Genomic DNA, 24,381 nt, shown 5'->3' with positions numbered 1-24,381 from the left:
ATCGCGGGCTCCCGGGGGTCCGGGGGCGAGGGAGCCGATCTCGGGCTCGCTCGCCCCGATGCTTTGTCAACCGCGGGGTTGGCCTTCGGCCGGATCAGCCGCCGATACAGGTGCTGTTCGAGCACGCCGAGTTGCACGTGGACGTGCAGTTGTCGCTGGTGTCGTTCAACAACCAGCCGAGGACCGGAGCCGAGTCGATCGTCTCGATGTTCAAGTCGAAGTCCCCGCCGTCCGCGCGGAAATCGGTCGCCGCCTTGAGGACGGTGCCGGACGTGTGAGTGATCTGCGCTGCCATCTCGCTCTCCTCAATGAGGTTGTAGGGATGTGCTGCCCTGCCGTTGCCCGGTTGGCTACGGCCAGGTGATCGTGACCCGCGAGTGCCGCCGCTCGACGCGGCGACCGCCGGCGGGAAGCCGGTCGTCCGGCGTGCCCGCCGGGTAGACCTCGATCTGCGCCCGGTCGCTACGGTGGTCCCGGTCCCAGACGCGGATCTCCTCGACGAGGCGCTCGGCGAGCTGCCGACCCTGTGGCCCGTGCCCGACCGCGCCCAACTCGTAGCGGTCCTCGACGTCGGTGGCGCGCACCGTTCGATAGGCGAAACTGCCGCCGTCGACAAGCGTCGGGATCCCGAGAGGCGAGGCCGAAGCGACGAGGCCGCGCGCACGCGCCTCAGGCTTCGCGGCCAGCAGCGGGAGGTTGTCGAGCGCGGTCGTCAGCCACAGGTCCAGGTGTTCGTTGGACTCGTCACCGGCCAGCGTCACCCCCGACCACTCGGTGGTCCGCGGCGCCGCCAGGGCTTTGGCGAGAGCGGCGGTGTCCGGCTCGGGGTGCCCGTCCAGGCGCAGACCGATCTCTTCGCCTTGCTCGTCATGAAGAACCGCCAAGCGGACCCGGTTCTCTCCGACGCCCTGCATGGGTACGAATCCGCACAGCTCGAATCCATCGCTGACGAGGTGGTCGCCGTGGCGTACGAAAGCGACCGTGCGCGTCATGCCACGCATCCGTAGCGGTACGACGAGGCGTCCGCCCTCACGGAGCTGCTGGATCCAGGCCGACGGGACGTCCGCGGCCTGGACGGTGACGACGATCCGGTCGAACGGTGCGTGGTCCGGCGCTCCGTGCTCCGCATCCGCAGTGACGACGCTGACGTTCCGGTAGCCGGTGGCCTTCAGGAACGCCGTGGCACGGTCCGTCACCTCCGGATCGATGTCCATGGTGACGACCCGGCCGCTCTCACCGACCATCTCCGCGAGATAGGCCGCGTTCGGACCGCCGGAGCCGATCTCCAGCACGGTCATGCCCGGTTCGATATCGGCCTGCTCGATCTGCATGGCCTGGACGCGCGGAGCGGACACCGAGCTGACGTCCACTCCGTACTCGTCCGTCTTGGTCACCGTCGCGACTTCAGCCTGGTACGTCCTGGCCATGTCCGCATCCGGGGTGGCCAAGTGCCGACGGACGATGCGGAAGGCATCCATCACCCTCGGGCTGCGCGCCGCACCGAGCTCGACGAGCTGCTGCACCAACGCCTCGCGCAATCGCTGCTCCGCCTCGGGGGCATGGTCGATCTTGGGCGTCATGGCGGGAACGCCGTCCATACGGGGATTTCCTCTCGGTGTGACCGTGGGCTTCGGCAAGGCGCTCAGCTCCTGCCGGGATGGTGAGCGGCCCAGTCCTCACGGGCGGCGATGAGTGCGGGGCGCACCACGGCAGTGAGGAGGTCGGCTTGAGCGTGGAGCTTCGCAGCTACAGCAGCAACGCCCGCGGGATCGAGGCCGGGAATCCACCGTCCGGGAACGACGTGGATGTTGACGACCGGTTCGCGCTGGACGGGGTCCGGACTATATGGGTTGCAGTCGATGGCGGCTTCGAAGACGGCCTCCTCCTCAACCTCTTGTGCAGACGGCATGGTCGCGATGTTCACCATTTGGCCGTCGTACAGGACGCGGTGGCCGATCTCCGTGAGCCGCATCGAGAGCGCGTCCATGGGAACGTCGACCTCGCTGGGATCGTCCTCAGCCCAATCGGGTAAATAGCCCGATGCCGCAAAGCCGTTGACCGTGGTGATCGTCCATATTCCCGGCGTACTCCAGGGCGCGGGCTGCCGACGACCGTTGTCGTCGGCGGTCATGACTGTAGAGTTGCGAACCTGGTTGATGATTGTCTCCGTAAGTACGAGCAAGGTATTTCGTTTTCGGGGCACCTGGTTGTGTGGGTGCCATGCGCCGGAAACGCCACGTTGGACAGCAGTCCACTCAAAAGAATGTGCCGGTCGCGAATTTGAGTTGCTCGGATAACCCGACTGCTCGTGCAATCGGGCTATTCTTACGCATGGTTGTCGCCCTTCCCGCTGCGTCCACAACGACGTGCCATGGATGCTAGGGCCGGGTCAGAGGCTCAACCCGGACTGCTGGTCCGGGTGGACCAGCAGTCCGGAGTCAGTGAACCCCGACCCGCTCGGCGAGTCCGACAACCTGCTTCCGGTAGGTCGCCCGGACGCACTTGCGTAGATCGGTGATCATCTGCCTGGCCAGCGGGCTTCGCGCGAGATCCTCCGGCGCCAACTCTTCGAGGTCCAGCAGGTGCACCAGCACGGCGGCGTCTTCCTTGCGGAGGTCCCAACAACGGGCGACCTCAAGCTGGAAGGTGAACTGGCGTTCCAGGGGGAGGCCGTTGGTGTCGATGCTGTCGGCCAGATTTAGGGCGGCGCTTGATTCACCTGCCTCCATGTCGAGGGAGACCGCGTGCAGCGCCACATTCGTCGGGCCGAAAACGGTGTGGAGGACGTTGCCGTCGCCTACGCGTTCACCCTGCGGTGCCGCCTGCTCGCGAAGCCTGTCGCGAGCGGCCCAGAAGTTCTTGCGCCGGCAGTCTGCGACAACGGCCACGAGGTGAAGAGCGCCGACCATCGCGGCAGTATTCGCTTGTGGGGTCCTGACAAGTCGTTCGATGCCGCGCGCTGCCACCTCTGCGGCGGCTTCCGGCTCATCGGTGCCCAGCAATATGTGACCCAAGTTCCATTGGGCGGCTGCAATTCGTAGGGGATCGTCGGCGTCCTCCGCGGCCCGCATGCCGCGATCGGCCACCATCAACGAGAGGTCACCGCGACCAGTACGGCGGCAGTAGGACCGGAGAAGGAAGTAGAGATCCGCGGCGCACCGCAGAACTTCGCGCTTCGCTTCAATGTCCGTGCCCGTCCGGTGGAAACGGACCGCGTTCTCCACGTCGGTGATCAGACAGGGCAGCACGGCAGAGGCGTCGGTGAACCGCGTCTTGCTCGTCTGCCAGGTGCGCCAGGCGCCCTCTACCGCCTTGCGTAACGCGCTGGGCGACAGCAACGGTCGGTTGTGGCCGTCTGCGTACCCCAGCAGAGCCTGAGCGACGTCCTGTTCGATGAAAGACTCATGTGAGGTCGTCTCAGGAGCCGAAGTATCACCAAGGAGAACGGCTACGGGAACACGCAACTCACGGGAGATGGCCATCAGGACCGGCAGCGTGGGCGTCTTCTTGCCCCGCTCGATTCGGGACAGATAGTCCTCGCTGATTCCGCACAGGCCGGCCACGACGCTCTGATTCCGGCCCTGTCTGTCGCGGTGCTCGCGGATGCGCTGCCCGATGAGTCGATCTGATTCCACGGTGGCCGCTCCTTCGCTCCGTGGTGCGGTGTACCGAGGGTAGACCCGTAAGGTCTGGGCGTACGCGGCTCGCCATGATCGCGTGACCAACGGAGGCGGGGCCTCAAGGAGGTTTGTGCAGATGGTTTTTGAGCGGATCGTGCTGTGGGACATCGATCACACGCTCATGGACACCCGGGGAGTGGGACGTGAGCTGTCCGCCCAGGCTTTCCGGCGCGCGACCGGACTGGAGATGCGCGAGCAGGCGAAGATCGACGGCATTACCGAGCCCGTCATCTTCCGGGAGACCGCGAAGCTGCACGGTCTGGTCACGGGCAGGAGCGATTTCGAACGCTTCGCCGAGGCTCTGGCGGACGCGCACATCGCGCACGCGGCAGAGCTGCGCGCGCGGGGGCACGCGCTCGCTGGAGCCGCTACCCTTCTTGACCGCCTCGCCGACGTACCCGGTGTCGTCCAGACGGTGGTGAGCGGCAACATCCGGCCGGTGTCGGAGATCAAACTGGCCACCTTCGGCCTCGACCAGCACATCGTCTGGGAGATCGGCGCCTACGGAGATGACGCGGACGAGCGGCCTGACCTCGTACGTATCGCCATGCGACGCGCCACCGAGCACTTCGGCCGCACCGTCTCGCCCGCCGACATCGTCCTGCTGGGCGACACTCCAGCCGATGTCCAGGCGGCCCTGGCCGTCAACGTGCCGGTTATCGCCGTTGCCACCGGCCGAAGCACGGAGCAGGACCTGCGCAACGCCGGCGCTTCGCGAGTCCTGCCCGATCTCACCGACACCGAGAAGACAGTCGAGTGGATCACTTCGGCTCCCAGGGCCTGACAGGCATGTAGGCGTTCTCCGATCCGGACTGAAGGTCCAACCGGACTGAGAGTCCGGGCGATGCGTCACCGCCTCCCCCAACCTTGAAGTGCACGTCGCCACGACGTGCGGGAGAGGCGACTATGCCCCGGCGCACCACGAAAGCCCGAGACGCTATACGTGTTGCCAGGTTTATCGGTCTCGCTGTGCTCAGGAGGCTGCGCAGACCGGGCCCGGTGCTGGTGAGCCCCGCTGAAAAGGCGCTGTACTTTTTTGTGCCAACCGGATCTGTAACTGGCCGGAATATTCCCGGCATCTGTGTACACAGTCCGGCGGAAAGTCTTCCTCTCCCGCCCGCGGATCGCTCTGCGCCGCCAGGCCCCTACTGGCTCACCGCGCCTGCTTCGGGCCGAGCCTTTGTCTTCGCCGATGAGTTGCTTGCGGCGATAGCGGCAGCTCTGGTGGACGCAGAGTCCGGTCCGGGCCAGAAGCTATGGAGGCCCGCCGAAAAGGGCGGGGACAGGAAGCGAAGTGAGACTCACATGCCCAATTTCAAGGGCGATCCTGAACCTTTCGACTTCAGGGTGTTGCCCACGGCCCAAGGCGTCGTAGAGGCTCGTCGACAGGTAGTGGATGTGGTGCGTCGTTCGAGCGTCTCGGTCTCCGAGAGCGTCTTGGCCGACCTGGCGCTGCTCGCCGACGAGGTCATCGCCAACGCCGTCACGTACTCCCGCGCACCGTGTGCGGTATGCGTCCGGTGGACACGGATCCGTGTACGAGTCGAAGTAACCGACTGCGCGGACGATCTGCCGCAGCGTCGGCAGGCCGGAGCGGATGACGAGTCCGGGCGAGGGCTGCAACTAGTGGAGGCTCTGGCCGCGGACTGGGACGTCACACCGTGTCCCTCCGGCAAGATCGTCTGGTTCGAGGTCGCTACCGATCTACAGGTCAGAGACGAAAACGCTCTCGTATCCGACGCACCTACCGCCTGGCCCCTTCACGTCCGTGGAATACGATCGAGTGCCGTGGCGCAGATCCTCCGCTCCACAGCGACGAGCGCACGGACCTGATACTGCACCGAGCGAGACGAGAAGGCGTGTGGCTCAGTCGTTCTTATTGGAGTTCACGTCCATCGGCATCGCGATCGGCGGTCGTGTCGACGGACGACCGTTGAACCGGCACGGCGATCATCCGGCTGAACCCCGACTTCCCCGCGGACCGGCGCTCCAACCAACTGGCGCAATCCTGCTGGGCGGTTGCTCAAGGCCCACGGCTTGGAAGTACACGTGGCGAACTTGGACGCCATCGACGACAGCCTCGTCTTCGACCTCGCTCAGTACATCGCTGAGACGGGCCCCCGCGGAATCGTTGGCGCACCAACCAAGTTGGCCCGCTGGCCTTATTCCGTGCAATCGGTCCTCGCCAGGGTGATCGGGCTGAAGGTCCTAGCTGGCCGGCTGCAGTGCCCAGTAGTGGGGGTCGATGGGGGCTTGCCGCACCACGATTCGGCCGGTGACGTCTGGGCTGTCGACGAGTTTTCCCCATGAGTTGGAGTGATCGCTGGGGGTGTGCTCGATGTCGGCCCAGACGACGCTGTCGGGGCCTGCGGAGCCGTAGGAGACGGTCCACTCGGCGTATGTGTCGGAGCAGTTGTCGGTGACCTTTACGTGGTAGTCCGTCGTCAGGTTCAGGCAGGTGCGCGGGGCCGAGCCCGGTGTGGAGACTTCCATGGTTCCGTTGGGGCGTTGCCGTACCTGCCAGTTCGCCGAGGTGGAGGCGGTGTCCGTGCAGGCGCCCAGCGACACCATGCCGATGCTCGCCTTCGTTTTGGGCCAGATCAGGCACATGCCGTCCTTGAGCGCCGCGAAACGGTAGACCCCGTCGACGACCGGGGCGGCGTGGGCGGGTTGCGCGAGTGCCGCGGTGGCCGCGGCCGCTGCGGCCATGATGGCGATGACGCGTGAACGCATGGGATGGGACTCCTCGAACAGCCGTGGTCGATGCGCAGCCCGCCGGAGACGGTGGCGGCACTGATCCTGGCGCACCGGCCCCGCCCAGCAGCAGCCCGCAGCGCCCGCTGTCACCCGCGTGGCTGAGCCGCGCCACCCGATGGCGTGGCGGCAGGGGGGCTGCGGCCAACGCCGACAAGACCCCCCATGAACGCGGGCTGCGGGACGGTGACCCGCGGCAGGCACACAGTTGGGCGACGCGCGGGAGCCCCGTCACACTCCGGCAGGGGAGGTGGCGGGGCTCCAGCGCATCCGGCATGGGTTGCCGCACGTAGGCGGCACCCGCGGTTTAGATGTCGAAGTACAGCTCGAACTCGTGGGGGTGCGGGCGGAGCTGGATCGGGGCGATTTCGGCGGTGCGCTTGTAGTCGATCCAGGTGTCGATCAGGTCGGAGGTGAAGACGCCGCCGGCCTGGAGGTATTCGTTGTCGGCCTCGAGGGCGTCGAGGACGGCGGGGAGGGAGGTCGGGACCTGGGGGACGCCCGCGTGCTCCTCGGGGGCGAGCTCGTAGAGGTCCTTGTCGATCGGCTCGGCGGGCTCGATCTTGTTCTTGACGCCGTCGAGGCCCGCGAGGAGGAGGGCGGAGAAGGCGAGGTACGGGTTCGAGGACGGGTCCGGGGCGCGGAATTCGACGCGCTTGGCCTTCGGGTTGGAACCCGTGATCGGGATGCGCATCGCGGCGGACCGGTTGCGCTGCGAGTAGACCAGGTTGACCGGGGCCTCGAAGCCGGGGACCAGGCGGTGGTACGAGTTCACCGTCGGGTTGGTGAAGGCGAGCAGCGACGGCGCGTGCTTGAGGATGCCGCCGATGTAGTAGCGGGCGATGTCGGACAGGCCCGCGTAACCCTGCTCGTCGTAGAAGAGCGGCGTGCCGCCCTGCCACAGCGACTGGTGGACGTGCATGCCGGAGCCGTTGTCACCGAAGATCGGCTTGGGCATGAAGGTCGCGGTCTTGTTGTTGCGCCACGCGACGTTCTTCACGATGTACTTGAAGAGCATCAGGTCGTCGGCCGCGGCGAGCAGCGTGTTGAACTTGTAGTTGATCTCCGCCTGGCCCGCGGTGCCCACCTCGTGGTGCTGGCGCTCGACCTGGAGGCCAGATGCCTCCAACTGGAGGGAGATCTCGGCGCGCAGGTCGGCGAAGTGGTCGACCGGCGGGGCCGGGAAATAGCCGCCCTTGTAACGGACCTTGTAGCCGCGGTTGTCCTCGACCGCACCGGTGTTCCAGGCCGCGGCCTCGGAGTCGATGTGGTAGAAGGACTCGTTCGCCGAGGTCTGGAAGCGGACGCTGTCGAAGACGTAGAACTCGGCCTCGGGGCCGAAGTACGCGGTGTCGGCGACGCCGGTGGAGGCGAGGTACGCCTCGGCCTTCTTCGCCACGTTCCGCGGGTCACGGCTGTACGCCTCGCCGGTGATCGGGTCGTGGATGAAGAAGTTGATGTTGAGCGTCTTGTCCCGGCGGAACGGGTCCACGCGGGCCGTCGAGAGGTCGGCGCGCAGCGCCATGTCCGACTCGTGGATGGCCTGGAAGCCGCGGATCGACGAGCCGTCGAAAGCAAGCTCATCGGTCGGGTCGAACGTCGAGACCGGGACCGTGAAGTGCTGCATGACGCCGGGCAGGTCACAGAACCGGACGTCGACGAACTTGACGTCCTCGTCCGTAATGAACCGGTTGACGTCGTCGGCGTTCTGGAACATCCCACTCCTCCTAGGCCCGGCCCCACGGGTCGGGTTGGCAACTCGAGGCGCGCCAGTGCGGTGGCGCACACTGCCCCGACCATAGGGATCAGGGATTTCTCCAGCATGACCCATTTGTTTCCGAGGCGTTAACCGCGACGCCGGGGCGACACCCGGGCAGCGCCGTACGGGTGGCCGTCCGCAAGGCGCCGTCCGCGACCGCGCTGTAGGGCCGCGGACGGCGCCGGGTTACCGTGGACGGGTGGACAACAGGGATGCAATCGGATCGTGGCTGTCGGGCCCGGGTGCCGCCGCCGAGCAGATGGGCGTGGAGTTCGGCTACCGCGGGCAGCGCCTCGGACTGCCGGAGAACGGGCCGGGTTCCATCGCGCCGGTGGGGCGCCGCGTCGTGGCGCTGTTCATCGACTGGTTCCTCTGCCTGCTGATCGCATACGGCCTGATCGCGCACCGTGACGCCGGCAAGTCCAATACCTGGACACTCGTCGTCTTCGGCGTGGTCAGCGTCGTCCTGCTGCTGACCGTCGGCACCACCCTGGGCAAGCGGCTGATGGGCCTGCGCGTCGTACGCCTCGACGGCGGCCGTCTGGGAGCCGTCGCCGTCGTCATCCGTACGGCGCTGCTGCTGCTCGTCGTCCCCGCCGTCATCTGGGACCGCGACACCCGCGGCCTGCACGACAAGGCCGCCAAGTCCGTGCAGGTGCGGATCTGACAAAGGGGTTCAGGGGACGTCGTCCCCTGAACCCCTCTCCGTTCGTCGGCCCTAGCGGCCCTAGCGGCCCTAGCGGCCCTTCGGCATCCGCATCCCCTTGGGCATCGGGCCCTTCGGGATCGGCATGTTGCTCATCAGATCCCCGAGCGCCCGCAGCCGGTCGTTCACCTCGGTCGTCTTCGGGCCCGACAGCACGCGCGGCAGCTTCAGCAGCGTCGTACGCACCTTCTTCAGCGACAGCTCGTCCGGGCCGTTGCCGACGATGAAGTCGTGCACCGGCACGTCGAAGACGACCCGGTTGACCTTCTTCTTCTCGGCGGCCAGCAGGCCCTTCACGCGGTGCGGGTTGCCTTCACCGATCAGGACGACACCGGCCTTGCCGACGGCGCGGTGCACCACGTCCTGGCTCTTGTTCATCGCGACGGCCGGGGTGACGGTCCAGCCGCGTCCGACATTCTGCAGAACGGCCGCGGCGGCGCCCGGCTTGCCTTCGAGCTGCCCGAACGCGGCCTTCTCGGCCCGGCGGCCGAAGATGACCGCCATCGCGAGGAAGGCCAGCAGGAAGCCAAGGATGCCTGCGTAGATGGGGTGACCGATCAAGAAGCCGAGGGCGAGGATGACACCGAAGGTGACGATTCCCACAGCCGCAACGACAAGCCCGACCTTGGGGTCGGCCTGCCTGGTCATCTTGTAGGTCTGGACGATCTGCTTCAGTCGTCCAGAATTCTCGGGGTTCTCGGGTGTTTCCTTCCTCGCCATGCCGCTCAGGATACGCGAGGGGGGTGCCCGTTCAGTCGTTGAGGGCGCTTCCCCGTGCGGCGCTCACAAGGGCGTCCATCTCGTGCTGCGCCTCCCGCCGGTCCCGGGCCCTGCGGCGGTCCTCGACGACGGCTGCCCAGGCGTTACGGCGGGCTGTCTGCTGCCCGCCGCGCAGCAGAAAGGACTCCACGGCGCGCAGCGCCAGGGCCGGACGGATGTGCACGGACTCGGACGGCATGGCGTCCCCCTCATATGCGGCTGAGAGCTGAGAGCTGAGAGCTGAGAGCTGGGAGCTGAGAGCAGGAAGGTGCGGGGCGGCGCTCCGCGTCATGACGCAGAACGTGCTGCGGCAAGCGCGGGGAACCGGAAGAGCGAAGTGCGTGACACCAGGGTCGCCACAATGTGTTACCAGGCGGTGACCACTCGGTCAATCTCGCATGAAAGCCTCAGTCCGGCAGCACGGCGCCCCGCCAGGTCACTCGCCCGGCGGGGCGTCGTCGGCGGTGAGCGGACTCACACGACGAGGGTCGGAACAGGGCCGTGACGGGGGTCACGGCCGGGGTCATACGGAGGGCGCCGCCACCGGCCCCATGGCCAGCCGCTCGCCCTCCCGCAGCCGCTTGTCGACGGCCTGCTGGAAGAGCCGCCCGGCGCGGTACGAGGAGCGGACCAGCGGCCCGGACATGATGCCCGCGTAGCCGATCTCCTCGGCCTCCTCCTTCAGCTCCACGAACTCCGCGGGCTTCACCCAGCGCTCCACGGGGTGGTGCCGTACGGACGGCCGCAGGTACTGCGTGATGGTGATCAGCTCGCAGCCCGCGTCGTGCAGGTCCTGGAGCGCCTGGCTGATCTCCTCGCGCTCCTCGCCCATGCCCAGGATCAGGTTGGACTTGGTGACCAGACCGGCCTCGCGGGCGCGGGTGATCACTTCGAGCGAGCGCTCGTAGCGGAAGCCGGGGCGGATCCGCTTGAAGATCCGCGGCACCGTCTCGACGTTGTGCGCGAGCACCTCGGGGCGGGAGCCGAAGACCTCGGCGAGCTGCGCGGGCTCGGCGTTGAAGTCGGGGATGAGCAGTTCGACCTTGGTGCGGCCGGCCTCGCGCGCCGCCGTCATGGCGTGGATCTGCCGGACGGTCTCCGCGTACAGCCAGGAGCCGCCGTCCTCCAGGTCGTCGCGGGCGACACCGGTGATCGTGGCGTAGTTGAGGTCCATCGTGACGACGGACTCGCCGACGCGGCGCGGTTCGTCACGGTCGAGCGCCTGCGGCTTGCCGGTGTCGATCTGGCAGAAGTCGCAGCGCCGGGTGCACTGGTCGCCGCCGATGAGGAAGGTCGCCTCGCGGTCCTCCCAGCATTCGTAGATGTTGGGACAGCCGGCCTCCTGGCACACCGTGTGCAGCCCCTCGCTCTTCACGAGTTTCTGCATCTGGGTGTACTCGGGGCCCATCTTGGCGCGGGTCTTGATCCACTCGGGCTTGCGCTCGATGGGGGTCTGGCTGTTGCGGACCTCCAGGCGCAGCATCTTGCGTCCGTCGGGTGCGACTGCGGACACGACCGGCTCCCTAAAGCTTCGATTCTTCGGCGAACACCAGAGTACGCCCGTGATTCGTACGGCTTGATCCGTGCGGCTTCCTCTGGAAGCAACCAGCCGTGTCGTAGCCGCATTCCCGGCCGGGAACCTGCTACCGCCGAGGCTCGGCGGTACGGCCACCGGCCCCGGCTATACGGCCCGCGGCAGCGGTACGACCGCGCCCAGGACATCCGCCAGGTGCCGTTCCAGCACCGGCAGCACCTCGGTGACGCCGATGTCGCGGCCCAGTTCGTTGGAGAGCGAAGTGACGCCCGCGTCGCGGATGCCGCAGGGCACGATCCGGTCGAACCAGGTGTTGTCCGGGTCGCAGTTCATCGCGAAGCCGTGCATCGTCACGCCCTTGGCGACGCGGATGCCGATCGCGGCGAGCTTGCGGTCCTCGCGGCGCTGTCCGGCGTTGGAGGGCGCGTACTCGGGGCCGTTCAGCCGCGGGTCGAACTCTCCCTCCTCGCCCCCCTTCGACGAGGAGGGGCCCACCTCGCCCCCCCTCGGGGAGGAGGAGCCCGCTTCCACCCGCGGGGCGAGGTCGAGGGTCAGGCCGCTGACCGCCGGGCGGTCCGCCACCGGGTCGCCCAGGACCCACACCCCGCTGCGGCCCTCCACGCGCGTGGTCTCCAGACCGAATTCGGCGCACGTCCTGATCAGCGCCTCCTCCAGACGGCGTACGTGCGCGACCACGTCGACCGGGCGCGGCAGCTTCACGATCGGGTAGCCGACGAGCTGGCCGGGGCCGTGCCAGGTGATCTTGCCGCCGCGGTCGACGTCGACCACGGGGGTGCCGTCCAGCGGGCGCTCGCTGTCGGTCGTACGGCGTCCCGCCGTGTAGACCGGGGGGTGTTCGAGGAGCAGGCAGGTGTCGGGGATCTCGTCCTCGACGCGTGCGGCGTGCACCCGGCGCTGTTCCTGCCACGCCTCGGTGTACTCGACGGCGTCGGCCCCGAACCCCAGGTGGACGAAGCGCAGCTCGTCCGTCCGCGCGGCGTCCTGCGGAAACCCCATGACCACTCCTCTGCGTGCCCGGCGGTGCTTGTTTCGCGCCTCTGCCACTGTACGGCGGCGGGTCGGTGGGGCCCGAGCGGGGCCGAACCTCCCGGCGGGACCTTCCGGCGGGACCTCCCGGCCGAACCCCCCGGACCTTCCGGCCCGGGGGCAGGGCTTGAGGGCGGTGCCATAGCACGACGCTCTCGACCGATCGGGGAGGTTTACCGACCCTTGGGGGTCCTTATCGCCCATTCGGGCGAATAACGAGGTCTTACGGTGAGCTTCCCGGTACCGGCCGTTACATTCACGCCGTTCCGGTACCTCCCCAGTCCCAGGAAGTGGACCGCACTGCCGATGACGGACCGTTCCACGCAGCGAACCCCGACCCGTCCCAACAGCAGACTCGCCTCGCTGATCGCGGAGGCAGGCTTCTCCAATGCGGGGCTCGCCCGCCGGGTCGACCAGCTCGGCATAGAGCACGGCCTCGACCTGCGGTACGACAAGACCTCGGTGACCCGCTGGCTGCGCGGCCAGCAGCCACGCGGCACCACGCCCGCGCTGATCGCCGAGGTCTTCACCCAACGGCTCGGCCGCCGGCTGTCCGCCCAGGACCTCGGGCTCGACGCGTGCGCGCCGGTCTACGCGGGCCTCGAATTCGCCGGGTCGCCCGACGAGGCGGTGGACATCGTCAGTGGCCTGTGGCGCAAGGACACCGGCAATCAGACGGAGTTGCGGAAGATCGCCTTCACCGCGGCCGGGCTCGTCGTGCCCAGCCGCGACTGGCTGATCGGCCGCGCCGACGAGAGGGTCGCGCGGGGCGCCGACGCCGCGCCGGTACGGGTGCCCGCGCAGAGCCGCGGGCCTGGCCCCCTGGGGCTCCCGCCGTCCGCCGCGCCCGGCCCCGCGCCGGGGCCGGGGCTCGCCGCCAAGGCCGGGCCGCCCCGCGCCAAGGTCGGGGCCGGTGACATCGCCGCCCTGCGCGCCGTCGGCGACCTCTTCCGCGGCCTCGACCACGCGTACGGCGGCGGCCACGCCCGCCAGGCCCTCGTCCGCTACTTGGAACACGAGGCCGAGCCGATGCTGCGCGGCAGTTACGGCGAGGCGCTCGGCCGCCGCCTGTTCTCTTCCGTCGCCGACCTCACCCGGCTCGCCGGATGGACGTCGTACGACATCGGCGCGCACGGGCTCGCGCAGCGCTACTTCGTCCAGGCGCTACGGCTCTCGCAGGCCGCGGGTGACCGGGTCTACGGCGGCTACGTGCTCGTCACCATGAGCCGCCAGGCCGTCTACCTCGGGCACGGCCGCGAGGCCGTCCAGCTCGCCCGGGTCGCCCAGCAGGGCGTCGGCTCCGGCGCGCCCGCCGTCGTCCAGGCACTGCTGCACAGTGCCGAGGCGCGCGGGCACGGGCTGCTCGGCGAGATCCGCGCGTGTTCCGCGGCGCTCGCGCGGGCCGAACGCTCGCTCGGCGCGGCCCGCTCCGGTGACGAAGTGCCCTCCTGGGCGCGCTTCTTCGACGAGGCCCAGCTCGCCGACGAGTTCGGGCACTGCCACCGGGACCTCCAACTGCACCGGGCCGCCGCGCAGCACGCCGAGCGCTCCCTTCAGCTCCGCGCCCCCGCGTACGCCCGTAGCCGGCTCTTCTGCCGCACCGTGCTCGCTTCCGCTCGCCTCGGGCTCGGGGAGGTGGACGTCGCCTGTGCGCTCGGCATCGAGGTCTTGCAGCAGGCCGCCGAGATGCGGTCGGCTCGCGCCGTCGAGTACGTGCGGGACTTCGGTCGGCGCCTTGAGCCGTATCGCGATGCCGCGGCCGTCCGCGCCTTCCGCGACCGCGCCGTCACCTTGGGGCTGATCGCCCCATGACCTCCACCTCGCCAGGGGCGCGGGGAACGCGCCCGCAGGTCACCACCCGCCCCGCCGGGGCCGTTCGGTCGTCCCCGGACCACCGGCCGGTGGTGGGTTGCTCGCGCAGTTCCTCGCGCCCCTGACGGGGCGCACCGTCTTTCGTCCAGACGCCGGCCACGGGTTTTTAAGGGGCGCGGGGAACTGCGCGACAAGCCCCCACCGGTGGCGCGGGGGAAAAACCGGCCCCAGTGAGGCAGACGCTGTTGTTTTCGGGTTCGCCGCCCGGCGGAGGGCTAGGCGGCCTGGGGGGTGGGGGTGTCGGCGGGGTGGGGGACGGCGTCGCGGAGGATGCTGTGGGCGGCGCGGCGGGCGGAGAGAAGGGCGCCCTGGGGAGTGCTGGTGGTGCGGTGGGCACCGCAGATGTAGAGACCGTCGAGCAGCCGGGCGGGACGCCGCAAATCGTGGGGCGCCGGCATGGCCGGCACGGCCTCGGGATCGTTGTGGACGGCGAGCAGCTCCCACGCGTCGGTGGAGGTCTCGTACAGCTCGGCGAGGTGAGCGCGGACGGTCTTGTCGCCCGCCCCGTCGGGCGGTGGCCCGAGGACGACGGACGTGACGAGGGCACGCCCGGCCGGCGCCCGGCTCGGGTCGATCTCACTGACCGGGAGAGTGTGCGAGACGGGCCCCATGCGGTCGGCGTCGAGGACGAGCACCGGCTCGCGTACGGGTGGGACGGGCGCCGCGTGGTGCAGGACGGTGACCTCGTGGAAGGACGGCACCCGCAGCCCCGGCAGGAGTTCGGCCGCGGCCCGCGCCCCGGTCGCCACCAGCACGGCCCGGCAGGGCAGTTCGGTGCCGTCCTCGGTCTGCACGCAGTTGACGGCGACCCGCACCGCGCGCGTGCCGAGGCGTACCGCGCCCGGCGGCAGCCCCGCGGCGAGCCGCTGCGGTACGGACGCCGCGCCCGTCGCGGGCAGGCACGTACGGCCACGGGCGAAGCCGCGCAGCACCAAGTCGGCGCAACGGCTTGAGGTTTGCAGCTCCGGGTCGCACAACAGGGCGGCCAGCAGCGGCCGTACGAAGCCCTCCACGGTCCGCGGCGCGAAACCGCGGGTGCTCAGGGCCCGCGCGGCGGTCGTCTCGGGGCGGCCGGCGAGCCGTGAAGCGGGCGTCGCCGCGAGGCGGTTGAGGGTGGTGCCGAGCCGGGCCCGGTCCAGCGTGGAGCCGATCGGGGCACGGGCCGAACCGCGGACGGTACGGGAGCCGCGCGCGTCGCCGACCCGGTAGCCGCGCCCGTCGGCTCTGACCAGGGCGCCGGGCGCGAGCGGCGCCAGCGGCAGCCCCAGCAGCCCCGGCGTGCGGCGCAGTTCCGGATAGGACGTGTTGAGCAGGTGAGCGCCGCGGTCGAGCCGGAAGCCGTCCACCGTGTCGGTGGCCATTCGGCCGCCGACCCGGTCGGCGGCCTCCAGGACGGTGACCGACAGGCCGCCGCCGATGAGTTGATGCGCGGCGGACAGCCCGGATATTCCTGCGCCGATCACGACGACGTCCACGATTCCCGCGACGTCACGGCGTGCTGGTGAGAGCACTGTGCCCCTCCCCGAGGTCGGGTCCGAATCCCCGCTCACGCCGGCGTCACGCCCGAGGCGTCGCAGAACGCTGGTAAAGGTCATGCCCTCATCAAAGCCATCTGATGCCGGGTCAACCCGCCTATTCCAGCCCTTATCCAGCGCTTTTCGGCACCCCCGGCCGAATGTCTCCGGCACGGTCGCATCTCCGTCCAAGCACGGCCACATCTCCGTCCCGTCCCGTCGCGGCCCGCGAGCCGCCCCGCCGCGTCAGGCGCCGCGGCGGCGGCTATTCGGCGAGGGCAGCCGTCACGGCCTGGGCGAATTCGGGGAAGGCGAAGCGGAAGCCGGAGTCCAAGAGGCGCTTGGGGCGGACGCGTTGGCTGCCGGTGACGTCCTGGGCCAGTTCGCCGAGGACCAGGCGCAGGACGGACTCCGGGACCGCGGCCACGGTGGGGCGGTGCAGGACGCGCCCCATCTCGGCGGTGATCTCACGGTTGGTCAGTGGCTCGGGCGCGGTGAGGTTGACCGGCCCGGAGAGATCGGCCGTGTCCAGCGCGTAGCGAATGGCGGCCACCTCGTCGTGCAGGGCGATGAAGCTCCAGAACTGCCGCCCGTCGCCCAGACGTCCGCCGAGCCCGGCCTTGAACAGCGGGAACAGCCGCGCCCACGCGCCGCCGCCCTTGGCGACGACCAGGCCCGTACGGGGGTGGACGGTACGGATGCCGGCCGCGCGGGCGGGATCGGCCGCGGCCTCCCACTCCTGGCACAGCTCGGCCAGGAAGCCGCTGCCCACCGGGCTGTCCTCGTCGACGGCCGTGTCACCGGTGTCGCCGTAGACGCCGATGGCGCTCGCGCTGACCAGGACCCGCGGCGCGGTGTCGAGCGCGGCGGCGGCCCGCGCGACGGCGCCGGTGCCGAGCACCCGGCTGTCCACCAGCTCCTTCTTGCGGCTGTCGGTCCAGCGGCGGTCGCCGATCCCGGCGCCCGCCAGGTGCACGACCGCCTCGCAGCCCTCGAGACCCGCGGTGTCGACCGTGCCGCGGGCCGGGTCCCAGCGCACCTCGGCGGGACCGACGGGCGCGCGCCGCACCAGCCGTACGACGTCGTGGCCGTCCGCGGCGAGCGAGCGGGACAGGGCGGAGCCGATCAGACCGGAGGAACCCGTGACTGCGATACGCATATCCGCATTGTGCCCGCCGACGGCCCGGGACGTCCGATGTCGGCGGGCGGCGCGCCATGGCACAGTGACCGGCATGACCTCAGCGACCGTCCGGCCCGCGACCCGCGCCGACGACTCCGGCCTCGCGGCGCTCGACGCCCGTACCTGGTCCCCGCTGCACTCCGTCCAGCCCGCCCCGGCGCCCGGCGCCGCCTTCTACGGCTCGCCCGACGGACACCGGTACGTCCTGGTCGCCGAGGCCGAGGGCCGGCTGGCGGGATATCTCAAGCTGGTCCCGCCGACCGCGCTGGCGTGCAACGCGCATGTGCGGCAGATACAGGGTCTGGCCGTCGACACCTGGGCGCGCGGGCGCGGCGTCGCGCGCAAGCTGATGGACGCCGCCGTCGCCGAGGCGCGGCGGCAGGGCGCCGTCCGGATCACCCTGCGGGTGCTGGGGCACAACGCCCCGGCCCGGCGGCTCTACGAGTCGGTCGGCTTCGCCGTGGAGGGCGTGCTGCCGGGGGAGTTCCTGCTGGACGGCGCCTACGTGGACGACGTCCTGATGGGCCGGGCGGTCGACCTCACGGCGGTCTGAGCGGGTCGCGGCAACCGCGGGAAGGCCGTCCCGGCACCCTCAGCCGAAGCGCGACCACAGCTGCGGATACCGCTCCGCCATCGCCCGCTCGTCGTCCATGTCCAGCGACTCGCCCTCCGGCTGCTCCGGCTGCGGGAGTTCGAGGTCCGGCAGCCGGACCCCGGTGAGCTGCTCGTACGCCTCGTCCGCCGCGTAGCCCAGATCCTCCGCGTCGCCGTCCGTCTCCGGGTCGAACTCGGTGACGAGGAAGGCCAGGTCGTCGGGTGCGGCCAGACCGCCCTCGAAGACATGGCGGCCCTGACCGATCAGCCAGCAGCGGAAGTAGTCGAAGGACTCGTCGTCCGCGCCGCCCAGCATGATGTCGGCGGCGCCCCACAGGTCCCAGCGGAAGGCCCGGACGAACCGGGTCTCGAAGTGCCGGGCGAAGTCCACCACGGAGTCCGGGTCGAGCTGGGCCAGCCGCTCGATCAGCAGGTCGGCATGCTCCTCCGGATCGCCGTCCGCCGCCTCTCGCGTACGGTCGACGATCTCCCAGAACTCCGTCTCGTCCATCACTGGTCCAGCTTCCCGGTTGCCGCGCGCACCCGCACGCGGAGTGCCCCGGATGCGTCCGTGTCGTTACGGACTCCATCCGTGCGGGGTGGGTCGCCCACTGTACGAGGTCCGGGGGGTCAGCGCCGACCGAGGGTGAGCTGGTACTCGACCGTGCGGCGCAGCGGCCGGAAGCCGAGCGCGGTGTTGAGGGCCAGCATGTGCCGGTTGTCGTCGGCGTTGTCCGTCTGCACGGCGCTGAGCTGCGGGAATTCCTCCCGTACCCGGCGCAGCATCTCGGCCTTCACCCACAGCCCGAGGCCGTGGCCGCGGTGCGCGGGGAGCACGGCCGTGTCGTACTGCTGGGCGGTGCCCGCGCCCTCCGCCGGGATCACCAGTTCGGTGTAACCGGCGACGGAGCCGTCGAGCGCGTCGACCGCGGCCACCGTCAGCAGCCGCTCGCCGCGCCGCGCGATCACCTCGGCGGCCTCGCGGACCGCGTCCACGTCCCAGCGCACCTCGCCGAAGTCCACGGCGCCGGTCGGCATGTCGTCCATGCCGCGCCGGGCGTCCGCGAAGCTCTCGGCGAGCGCGTCGGGGACGACGCCTTCCCAGGACGTCAGCCGGTAGCCGGGGTGCGGGACGTCGGGGAGCTTGTGGATACGGTCGGGCACGTCGTCGAGCGCGAGCCGCTGCCAGGTCAGCCGCAGGACCGGCTGGAAGTCGCGGGTGGCCAGAAATCCCTCGTGCGGGGTGCCCGCCATGACCTCGGTGACCACGCTGCGGCAGCCCGCCTCGGCCGCCGCCTCGGTCACCGTGGACAGCAGCCGCGAGCCGGTGCCCAGCCGCCGGTAGGCGGGGTGGACGGTCATCCTGACCTCGGCGAGGTGGCTGCGGCCCGGTTCGTTGAACAGCCGCAGGGTCGCGGTGGCCACCGGTTCCTCGTTCGCGTTGCGCACCAGCCACAGCAGCAGCCTGCTGCGGTTCCCCGTGGTCGTCAGCTTCGCCTGGAGGGCGGTGGCGGACAGCACGGGCTCACCTGGCCGGTCGTGTGCGAGAGCGGCCGACTGCACCCGGTGCCAGGCGCGGAAATCCTCGGCGGTCGGAGCCGTCAGAGGGCTGGGATTTGGTGGCATCCGAGGGAACGTAGCCGGTAGCTGTATGTGCCCGCAATCTCTTTCCGGCCAGGACGGGAGCGGGCGGTAGCCGATTCACGCACCTCTCACGTGTCACCGGGCCGCACCCGTACCGCCGTACAGCCCGTACGGTGCGGGCCGCGCGCGGTCTCGCGGGCCGTACGGAGGGCCGCTGCGGCCGGTGGCACCGGGTGACGCGCGGGTGGCCGGAAACACTTGCCGAAACCTGTGAATATTCACTGGCACGGATACGGCCGCGCGGGGTGCGGAGGGTCCGCGCGCGGCCTTACCAGGGCTGTTCGGGGCGGGGCAGAGCTGTTCGGGGCAGGGCGGTACGGGGCGGGGCGCTACGGGGCGGCACGCGTACCGCGCCCGTCCGCCATCGGCCTTACCGGCCGTACCGCTCGGCGGCCTCCTTGACCGTCTCGGGCTTGATGTCGCCGCGCCGGGCGAGCGCGGCGAGCGCCGCGACCACCAGCGACCGCGGGTCCACCCCGAAGTGGCGGCGGGCCGCGTCGCGGGTGTCGGACAGGCCGAAGCCGTCGGTGCCCACCGACGTCCAGTCCTGCTCCACCCACTGCGCGATCTGGTCGGGCACCGCCCGCATCCAGTCGCTGACCGCGACCACGGGACCCGGCGCGCCCTCCAGCGCCCGCGTCACGTACGGCACCCGCTCCTCGCCGCGCAGCCGGGCCGCGTCGCACTCCAGCGCCTCGCGCCGCAGCTCGGTCCAGGACGGCGCGGACCACACGTCGGCGGCCACACCCCACTCCTCGGCGAGCATCCGCTGCGCGTCCAGCGCCCAGTGGATCGCGGTGCCGGACGCCAGCAGTTGCAGCCTGGCCGCGTCCGCCGCCGGGTCCTGCGCCTGCTGGAAGCGGTAGAGGCCCTTGAGGATGCCGTCCTCGACGCCCTCGGGCATCGCGGGCTGCACCTTCGGCTCGTTGTAGACCGTCAGGTAGTAGAAGACGTTCGCGTCCTCGTCGGCGCTGCCGGGCCCGTACATCCGGCGCAGACCCTCGCGGACGATCACCGCGACCTCGTACGCGAACGCCGGGTCGTACGAGAGCGCCGCCGGGTTGGTGGAGGCGATCAAGTGCGAGTGGCCGTCGGCGTGTTGCAGGCCCTCACCGGTCATCGTGGTCTTGCCCGCGGTGGCGCCGATCACGAAGCCGCGGCCGAGCTGGTCGGCCAGCGCCCAGAACTGGTCGGCGGTCCGCTGCCAGCCGAACATCGAGTAGAAGATGTAGAACGGGATCATCGGCTCGCCGTGCGTCGCGTACGCGGTCGCGGCGGCCGTGAAGTCGGCGAGTGAACCGGCCTCGGTGATCCCCTCGTTGAGGATCTGACCGTCCTTCGCCTCCTTGTAGTACAGGAGTTGGTCGCGGTCGACCGGGTCGTACGTCTGCCCCTTCGGCGAGTAGAGACCCGCGGACGGGAACAGCGACTCCATGCCGAAGGTGCGGGCCTCGTCGGGGACGATCGGCACCCAGCGGCGGCCGGTCTCCTTCTCCCGCATCAGATCCTTGACCAGCCGCACGAACGCCATCGTGGTGGCGATCTCCTGCGTGCCGGAACCCTTCTCCAGCGCCTTGTACGCCTTGTCGGGCGGCAGCGGCAGCGGTTTGGCGACCACCTTGCGGGCCGGGGCGAGACCGCCGAGCGCCGCCCGCCGCTCGCGCAGGTACCGCACCTCGGGCGAATTCTCACCGGGGTGCCAGTACGGGACCACGTCCGCGTCCAGTGCGCTGTCCGGGATCGGCAGCTCCAACAGGTCGCGCATCGTACGGAACTGAGCGCCCGTCAGCTTCTTCATCTGGTGGTTGGCGTTGCGCGACTCGAAGCCCGCGCCCAGCGTCCAGCCCTTGACGGTCTGCGCCAGGATCACCGTCGGCGCGCCCTTGTGCTCGACGGCGGCGCGGTAGGCCGCGTAGACCTTGCGCGGCTCGTGCCCCGCGCGCGAGCTCTGGAACAGCTCGGTCAGCCTGGCGTCGGTCAGCCGGGCGCCGATCGTCCGCAGCGACGGGTCCGCGCCGAAGAAGTGCTCGCGCAGATAGGCCGCGTCACGCGTGGCGTACGTCTGGAACTGCGCGTCCGGGACCTCGCGCAGCCGCTTGAGCAGCGCGCCGTCCACGTCCTGGGCGAGCACGTCGTCCCAGGCCGCGCCCCACAGCGACTTGACCACGTTCCAGCCCGCGGCGCGGAACTGGGACTCCAGCTCCTGCACGATCTTGAAGTTGGGGCGGACCGGGCCGTCGAGCCGCTGGAGGTTGCAGTTGATGACGAAGGTGAGGTTGTCCAGGCCCTCGCGGCCGGCCAGCGCCAGGGCGGCGGTCGACTCGGGCTCGTCCATCTCGCCGTCGCCGAGGAACGCCCACACGTGGGAGTCCGAGGTGTCCTTGATGCCGCGGTGCTCCAGATAGCGGTTGAACCGCGCCTGGTAGATCGCCGACAGCGGGCCGAGGCCCATCGAGACGGTGGGGAACTCCCACAGCCAGGGCAGCCGCCGCGGGTGCGGGTACGAGGGCAGGCCGTCGCCGTTCGTCTCCTGGCGGAAGCGGTCGAGCTGGCCCTCGGTCAGCCGCCCGTCGAGGAACGCGCGGGCGTAGATGCCGGGGGAGGCGTGGCCCTGGAGGTAGAGCTGGTCCCCGCTGCCCGCGCCCTCCTTGCCCCGGAAGAAGTGCTGGAAGCCGGTCTCGTAGAGCCAGGCCGCCGAGGCGAAGGTCGCGATGTGGCCGCCGAGGCCCAGGCGGCTGCCGCGGGTGACCATGGCCGCCGCGTTCCACCGGTTCCACGCGGTGATCCGCGCCTCCAGTGCCTCGTCGCCCGGGTAGGCGGGCTCGGCGGAGGTCGGGATCGTGTTGATGTACTCGGTTTCGAGCAGCGACGGAAGCCCGACGCCCGCCCCGGCGCTTTCCAGGGTGCGACGCATCAGATACGCGGCCCGGTGCGGACCGGCCGCCTTGGCGACCGCTTCCAGCGAGGCGAGCCACTCCGTGGTCTCTTCCGGGTCGCGGTCCGGGATCTGGTCGAGCTGGCCCCGCGGGGGGCGTACGTCGTCGGGCATGGGTGCCGCCTTCGAACGGAGGTTGGGGGTGGGGAACGCGCTTGTCGGCACGACAGGGCTGTTCCCCACTGACGACGATACGCCGACGATCGATGATCGATCAATGGCTTCCGGCCCGGCAATTCCAAGACGGCACGGGGTGCCAGACCGTAAGGCACTGGGTGCCTGGGCGGCACGGCCTTGGATGTCACGGTTCCCCCCGTCCCAGGGTGCGGCGCCACACCTCGCCGTGGGCGGGGCGACGCGCGCCTTCCAGGGCCGCGACCGTCGTGCTCCCGTATGTCACCACCGGCCGCGGAGGGGCAGTCGCTGTCGTTTCCCGGCCACCGGCCGGTAGCGGGTCGAAGAACGCCCGCCGCCCTCCGCGGGAGCGGCGTCAGACCTGGGGCGCGCAGCTCAGGACGTGGGACTTGATGAGTGCGCAGATCTCGGGGTCGCGGCGTACGAAGGCGTCGACTATGTCCTGGTGCTCGGCCGCGTACGGGCGGGGCTCCGGGCTCAGCCAGCGGATGGACAGCGTGGTCCAGACCTCGATGCCCAGCGACTCCCAGGCGTGCAGCAGTACGGCGTTGTCGGCCGCGCGCACCAGCTCGTGGTGGAAGGCGACGGTGTGCCTGACCTGGGCCTCGCCGTCCAGGGCGGCGTCGGCCTCGCGCAGGGCGGCCACCTCGCGTTCGAGGGCGGCGGGGTCGGCGGCGAGCCGGGCGGCGGCCAGCTCGGCGGCGACCTGTTCGAGCCCGGCGCGCACCGGATAGCTCTCCTTGAGATCGGCGGCGGTCAGGCTCCGTACGCGTACGCCCTTGTTGGGTGCGGACTCGATCAGCCGCAGCGCCTCCAACTCCCGCAGCGCCTCCCGCACCGGAGTCTGGCTGACCTGGAGCTCCACCGCGATCCGGCGCTCCACGATCCGCTCGCCCGGCTTCCAGCGCCCGCTCACGATGCCTTCGAGGATGTGCTCCCGGATCTGCTCACGCAGGCTGTGGACGACCAGGTGCTGGACGACGGCAGGGGCCATGGGGCGCTCCTTCACGGTTTGCGTGACATAGACGATACGACCAGGAGGCAACGCTGCCTCCCCATGGACCGCTGCGGGCGCCCGCCGGGACGCGACGGAGCCCCCGTCCCGGAAAGAGGGACGAAGGCTCCGTCGTACACGCCGTACAAGCCGTACAGGCCCGTGTGCGGCCTTACAGGCCCAGCTCGACCTCGAACTCGCCCGCTTCGAGGATCTCCTTGACCGCCGTCAGGTAACGGGCGGCGTCCGCGCCGTCCACCAGCCGGTGGTCGTAGGAGAGCGCCAGGTACGTCATGTCCCGGACGCCGATGACCGTGCCGTCGGGGGTCTCGACGACCACCGGGCGCTTGACGGTCGCGCCGACACCGAGGATGGCGGCCTGGTTCGGCGGCACGATGACCGTGTCGAACAGCGCGCCGCGCGAACCGGTGTTGCTGATCGTGAAGGTCGCGCCCGCCAGGTCGTCCGGGGTGATCTTGCTGGCCCGCACGTTGCCCGCGAGCTCCGCGGTCTTCTTGGCGATACCGGCGATGTTGAGGTCGCCCGCACCCTTGATGACCGGGGTCATCAGACCGCGCTCGGAGTCCACCGCGATCCCGATGTTCTCGGAGTCGAAGTAGGTGATCGTGCCCTCGTCCTCGTTGATCCGGGCGTTGATGACCGGGTGGGCCTTCAGCGCCTGGGCCGCCGCCTTGACGAAGAACGGCATCGGGGACAGCTTCACGCCCTCCCGGGCCGCGAAGGCGTCCTTCGCCGCGTTGCGCAGCCGCATCACCCGGGTCAGGTCCACCTCGACGACGCTGGTGAGCTGCGCCTGCGAGTGCAGGGCCTTCATCATGTTGTCGCCGATGACCTTGCGCATCCGGGTCATCTTGACCGTCTGGCCGCGCAGCGGAGACACCGCGGGTGCCGCCTTCCGCGTGGCGGCCGGGGCCTTCGACGACGCGGCGGCCTTGGCGGCCTCCGCTGCCGAGATGACGTCCTGCTTGCGGATGCGGCCGCCGACGCCGGTGCCGCGCACCGAGCCGAGGTCCACGCCGCTCTCCGAGGCGAGCTTGCGGACCAGCGGGGTGACGTAGGCGCCGTCGTCACCGCTGGTGGCGGCGGGGGCCGGGGCGGCCGGGGCCCGGTCCCGGGCCCGACCCCCCCCGCTTGCCGGCCTGGGTTGTTGTTGCCATCTTCAGTCCTCTTCAGCCCGTCTGGGCGCGCGTTATGTGGTGGGCGCCGCGGCGCGCGGTGGCGGTGCGGCAGTCGCCGAAGCTGTCACGCAGCCG

21 protein-coding genes and 1 pseudogene are annotated in these 24,381 nt (G+C 70.3%); 5 read left to right on the top strand and 17 right to left on the bottom strand.

The window, feature by feature from the left end:
- Nucleotides 1-94: 94 nt before the first annotated feature.
- The 4 genes from BGM09_RS21185 to BGM09_RS21170 form a co-directional block, all read right to left on the bottom strand.
- Nucleotides 95-295 carry an FxLD family lanthipeptide gene (locus BGM09_RS21185; RefSeq protein ID WP_188283240.1) on the bottom strand — a complete coding sequence of 67 codons (201 nt, stop codon included), beginning with the start codon at nt 293-295 and terminating at the stop codon, nt 95-97.
- A 55-nt stretch (nt 296-350) separates the two neighbouring features.
- The gene (gene fxlM, locus BGM09_RS21180; protein WP_188283239.1) at nt 351-1,598 is read right to left on the bottom strand and encodes a methyltransferase, FxLD system; all 1,248 of its coding nucleotides are present in this window, start codon (nt 1,596-1,598) and stop codon (nt 351-353) included.
- 44 nt (nt 1,599-1,642) lie between these two features.
- Nucleotides 1,643-2,131 (bottom strand): DUF6907 domain-containing protein, encoded by a 489-nt coding sequence (locus BGM09_RS21175; protein WP_188283238.1) that lies wholly within the window; start codon nt 2,129-2,131, stop codon nt 1,643-1,645.
- 307 nt (nt 2,132-2,438) lie between these two features.
- On the bottom strand, nt 2,439-3,635 hold the full coding sequence (locus tag BGM09_RS21170) for a helix-turn-helix transcriptional regulator (RefSeq protein ID WP_317452808.1): 1,197 nt from the start codon (nt 3,633-3,635) through the stop codon (nt 2,439-2,441).
- 121 nt (nt 3,636-3,756) lie between these two features.
- Here BGM09_RS21170 and BGM09_RS21165 point away from each other — a divergent pair, with 121 nt between their 5' ends.
- Both BGM09_RS21165 and BGM09_RS21160 read left to right on the top strand, forming a co-directional pair.
- Nucleotides 3,757-4,464, top strand: coding sequence for an HAD family hydrolase (locus BGM09_RS21165; protein WP_188283236.1), 708 nt, complete (start codon nt 3,757-3,759; stop codon nt 4,462-4,464).
- A gap of 521 nt (nt 4,465-4,985) precedes the next feature.
- The gene (locus tag BGM09_RS21160; RefSeq protein WP_188283235.1) at nt 4,986-5,513 is read left to right on the top strand and encodes an ATP-binding protein; all 528 of its coding nucleotides are present in this window, start codon (nt 4,986-4,988) and stop codon (nt 5,511-5,513) included.
- Between the two features lie 375 nt (nt 5,514-5,888).
- On the opposite strand, the gene BGM09_RS21155 is transcribed toward BGM09_RS21160, so the two are convergent.
- Together BGM09_RS21155 and glnA are read right to left on the bottom strand one after the other, a co-directional pair.
- Nucleotides 5,889-6,413 carry a hypothetical protein gene (locus BGM09_RS21155; RefSeq protein ID WP_188283234.1) on the bottom strand — a complete coding sequence of 175 codons (525 nt, stop codon included), beginning with the start codon at nt 6,411-6,413 and terminating at the stop codon, nt 5,889-5,891.
- Nucleotides 6,414-6,741: 328 nt separating this feature from the next.
- Nucleotides 6,742-8,151, bottom strand: a complete 1,410-nt coding sequence (gene glnA, locus BGM09_RS21150; protein ID WP_188283233.1) for a type I glutamate--ammonia ligase — start codon at nt 8,149-8,151, stop codon at nt 6,742-6,744.
- Between the two features lie 241 nt (nt 8,152-8,392).
- Here glnA and BGM09_RS21145 point away from each other — a divergent pair, with 241 nt between their 5' ends.
- Nucleotides 8,393-8,860 (top strand): RDD family protein, encoded by a 468-nt coding sequence (locus BGM09_RS21145; RefSeq protein ID WP_188283232.1) that lies wholly within the window; start codon nt 8,393-8,395, stop codon nt 8,858-8,860.
- Between the two features lie 69 nt (nt 8,861-8,929).
- Here the strand turns inward: BGM09_RS21145 and BGM09_RS21140 are convergent, their stop codons facing one another.
- The 4 genes from BGM09_RS21140 to lipB form a co-directional block, all read right to left on the bottom strand.
- On the bottom strand, nt 8,930-9,619 hold the full coding sequence (locus tag BGM09_RS21140) for a DUF4191 domain-containing protein (RefSeq protein ID WP_188283231.1): 690 nt from the start codon (nt 9,617-9,619) through the stop codon (nt 8,930-8,932).
- A gap of 31 nt (nt 9,620-9,650) precedes the next feature.
- Nucleotides 9,651-9,857: a hypothetical protein gene (locus BGM09_RS21135; RefSeq protein ID WP_188283230.1), complete on the bottom strand. Its 207-nt coding sequence runs from the start codon at nt 9,855-9,857 to the stop codon at nt 9,651-9,653.
- A gap of 324 nt (nt 9,858-10,181) precedes the next feature.
- Nucleotides 10,182-11,171, bottom strand: a complete 990-nt coding sequence (lipA, locus tag BGM09_RS21130) for a lipoyl synthase (protein WP_188283229.1) — start codon at nt 11,169-11,171, stop codon at nt 10,182-10,184.
- A 168-nt stretch (nt 11,172-11,339) separates the two neighbouring features.
- Entirely contained in the window at nt 11,340-12,209 is an 870-nt protein-coding gene (lipB, locus tag BGM09_RS21125; protein WP_188283228.1) for a lipoyl(octanoyl) transferase LipB, read from the bottom strand.
- 336 nt (nt 12,210-12,545) lie between these two features.
- Here lipB and BGM09_RS21120 point away from each other — a divergent pair, with 336 nt between their 5' ends.
- Complete coding sequence (locus tag BGM09_RS21120) at nt 12,546-14,051, top strand: regulator (protein ID WP_188283227.1); 1,506 nt, start codon at nt 12,546-12,548, stop codon at nt 14,049-14,051.
- 275 nt (nt 14,052-14,326) lie between these two features.
- On the opposite strand, the gene BGM09_RS21115 is transcribed toward BGM09_RS21120, so the two are convergent.
- Both BGM09_RS21115 and BGM09_RS21110 read right to left on the bottom strand, forming a co-directional pair.
- Nucleotides 14,327-15,622, bottom strand: a complete 1,296-nt coding sequence (locus tag BGM09_RS21115; protein ID WP_317452807.1) for an NAD(P)/FAD-dependent oxidoreductase — start codon at nt 15,620-15,622, stop codon at nt 14,327-14,329.
- 268 nt (nt 15,623-15,890) lie between these two features.
- On the bottom strand, nt 15,891-16,784 hold the full coding sequence (locus BGM09_RS21110) for a TIGR01777 family oxidoreductase (protein WP_188283225.1): 894 nt from the start codon (nt 16,782-16,784) through the stop codon (nt 15,891-15,893).
- Between the two features lie 73 nt (nt 16,785-16,857).
- Between BGM09_RS21110 and BGM09_RS21105 the strand changes: the two genes are divergently transcribed.
- The gene (locus BGM09_RS21105; RefSeq protein ID WP_188283224.1) at nt 16,858-17,358 is read left to right on the top strand and encodes a GNAT family N-acetyltransferase; all 501 of its coding nucleotides are present in this window, start codon (nt 16,858-16,860) and stop codon (nt 17,356-17,358) included.
- Between the two features lie 39 nt (nt 17,359-17,397).
- On the opposite strand, the gene BGM09_RS21100 is transcribed toward BGM09_RS21105, so the two are convergent.
- From BGM09_RS21100 to sucB, 5 genes and pseudogenes are all read right to left on the bottom strand, one after another.
- A complete protein-coding gene (locus tag BGM09_RS21100; protein WP_188283223.1) occupies nt 17,398-17,910 on the bottom strand; it encodes a DUF4240 domain-containing protein in 513 nt (170 codons plus the stop codon).
- A 119-nt stretch (nt 17,911-18,029) separates the two neighbouring features.
- Complete coding sequence (locus BGM09_RS21095) at nt 18,030-19,025, bottom strand: GNAT family N-acetyltransferase (protein WP_188283222.1); 996 nt, start codon at nt 19,023-19,025, stop codon at nt 18,030-18,032.
- A gap of 388 nt (nt 19,026-19,413) precedes the next feature.
- Nucleotides 19,414-22,092 (bottom strand): pyruvate dehydrogenase (acetyl-transferring), homodimeric type, encoded by a 2,679-nt coding sequence (gene aceE, locus BGM09_RS21090; protein WP_188283221.1) that lies wholly within the window; start codon nt 22,090-22,092, stop codon nt 19,414-19,416.
- A 376-nt stretch (nt 22,093-22,468) separates the two neighbouring features.
- Nucleotides 22,469-23,107 (bottom strand): GntR family transcriptional regulator, encoded by a 639-nt coding sequence (locus BGM09_RS21085; protein ID WP_188283220.1) that lies wholly within the window; start codon nt 23,105-23,107, stop codon nt 22,469-22,471.
- A 172-nt stretch (nt 23,108-23,279) separates the two neighbouring features.
- A pseudogene (gene sucB / locus BGM09_RS21080) lies at nt 23,280-24,263 on the bottom strand (2-oxoglutarate dehydrogenase, E2 component, dihydrolipoamide succinyltransferase); the annotation flags it as partial.
- Nucleotides 24,264-24,381 lie beyond the last annotated feature (118 nt).

Origin of the sequence: Streptomyces sp. CBMA29, assembly GCF_014596445.1 — a bacterium.
In the GTDB taxonomy this organism is placed as follows: domain Bacteria; phylum Actinomycetota; class Actinomycetes; order Streptomycetales; family Streptomycetaceae; genus Actinacidiphila.
This window is presented reverse-complemented; position numbering and strand designations above follow the sequence as displayed.

Coding starts and splice junctions, on each gene's coding strand:
- BGM09_RS21185 (WP_188283240.1), bottom strand. CDS start 295: ATGGCAGCGCAGATCACTCACACGTCCGGCACCGTCCTCAAGGCGGCG.
- fxlM (WP_188283239.1), bottom strand. CDS start 1,598: ATGGACGGCGTTCCCGCCATGACGCCCAAGATCGACCATGCCCCCGAG.
- BGM09_RS21175 (WP_188283238.1), bottom strand. CDS start 2,131: ATGACCGCCGACGACAACGGTCGTCGGCAGCCCGCGCCCTGGAGTACG.
- BGM09_RS21165 (WP_188283236.1), top strand. CDS start 3,757: ATGGTTTTTGAGCGGATCGTGCTGTGGGACATCGATCACACGCTCATG.
- BGM09_RS21160 (WP_188283235.1), top strand. CDS start 4,986: ATGCCCAATTTCAAGGGCGATCCTGAACCTTTCGACTTCAGGGTGTTG.
- BGM09_RS21155 (WP_188283234.1), bottom strand. CDS start 6,413: ATGCGTTCACGCGTCATCGCCATCATGGCCGCAGCGGCCGCGGCCACC.
- glnA (WP_188283233.1), bottom strand. CDS start 8,151: ATGTTCCAGAACGCCGACGACGTCAACCGGTTCATTACGGACGAGGAC.
- BGM09_RS21140 (WP_188283231.1), bottom strand. CDS start 9,619: ATGGCGAGGAAGGAAACACCCGAGAACCCCGAGAATTCTGGACGACTG.
- BGM09_RS21135 (WP_188283230.1), bottom strand. CDS start 9,857: ATGCCGTCCGAGTCCGTGCACATCCGTCCGGCCCTGGCGCTGCGCGCC.
- lipB (WP_188283228.1), bottom strand. CDS start 12,209: ATGGGGTTTCCGCAGGACGCCGCGCGGACGGACGAGCTGCGCTTCGTC.
- BGM09_RS21120 (WP_188283227.1), top strand. CDS start 12,546: ATGACGGACCGTTCCACGCAGCGAACCCCGACCCGTCCCAACAGCAGA.
- BGM09_RS21110 (WP_188283225.1), bottom strand. CDS start 16,784: ATGCGTATCGCAGTCACGGGTTCCTCCGGTCTGATCGGCTCCGCCCTG.
- BGM09_RS21105 (WP_188283224.1), top strand. CDS start 16,858: ATGACCTCAGCGACCGTCCGGCCCGCGACCCGCGCCGACGACTCCGGC.
- BGM09_RS21100 (WP_188283223.1), bottom strand. CDS start 17,910: ATGGACGAGACGGAGTTCTGGGAGATCGTCGACCGTACGCGAGAGGCG.
- BGM09_RS21095 (WP_188283222.1), bottom strand. CDS start 19,025: ATGCCACCAAATCCCAGCCCTCTGACGGCTCCGACCGCCGAGGATTTC.
- aceE (WP_188283221.1), bottom strand. CDS start 22,092: ATGCCCGACGACGTACGCCCCCCGCGGGGCCAGCTCGACCAGATCCCG.
- BGM09_RS21085 (WP_188283220.1), bottom strand. CDS start 23,107: ATGGCCCCTGCCGTCGTCCAGCACCTGGTCGTCCACAGCCTGCGTGAG.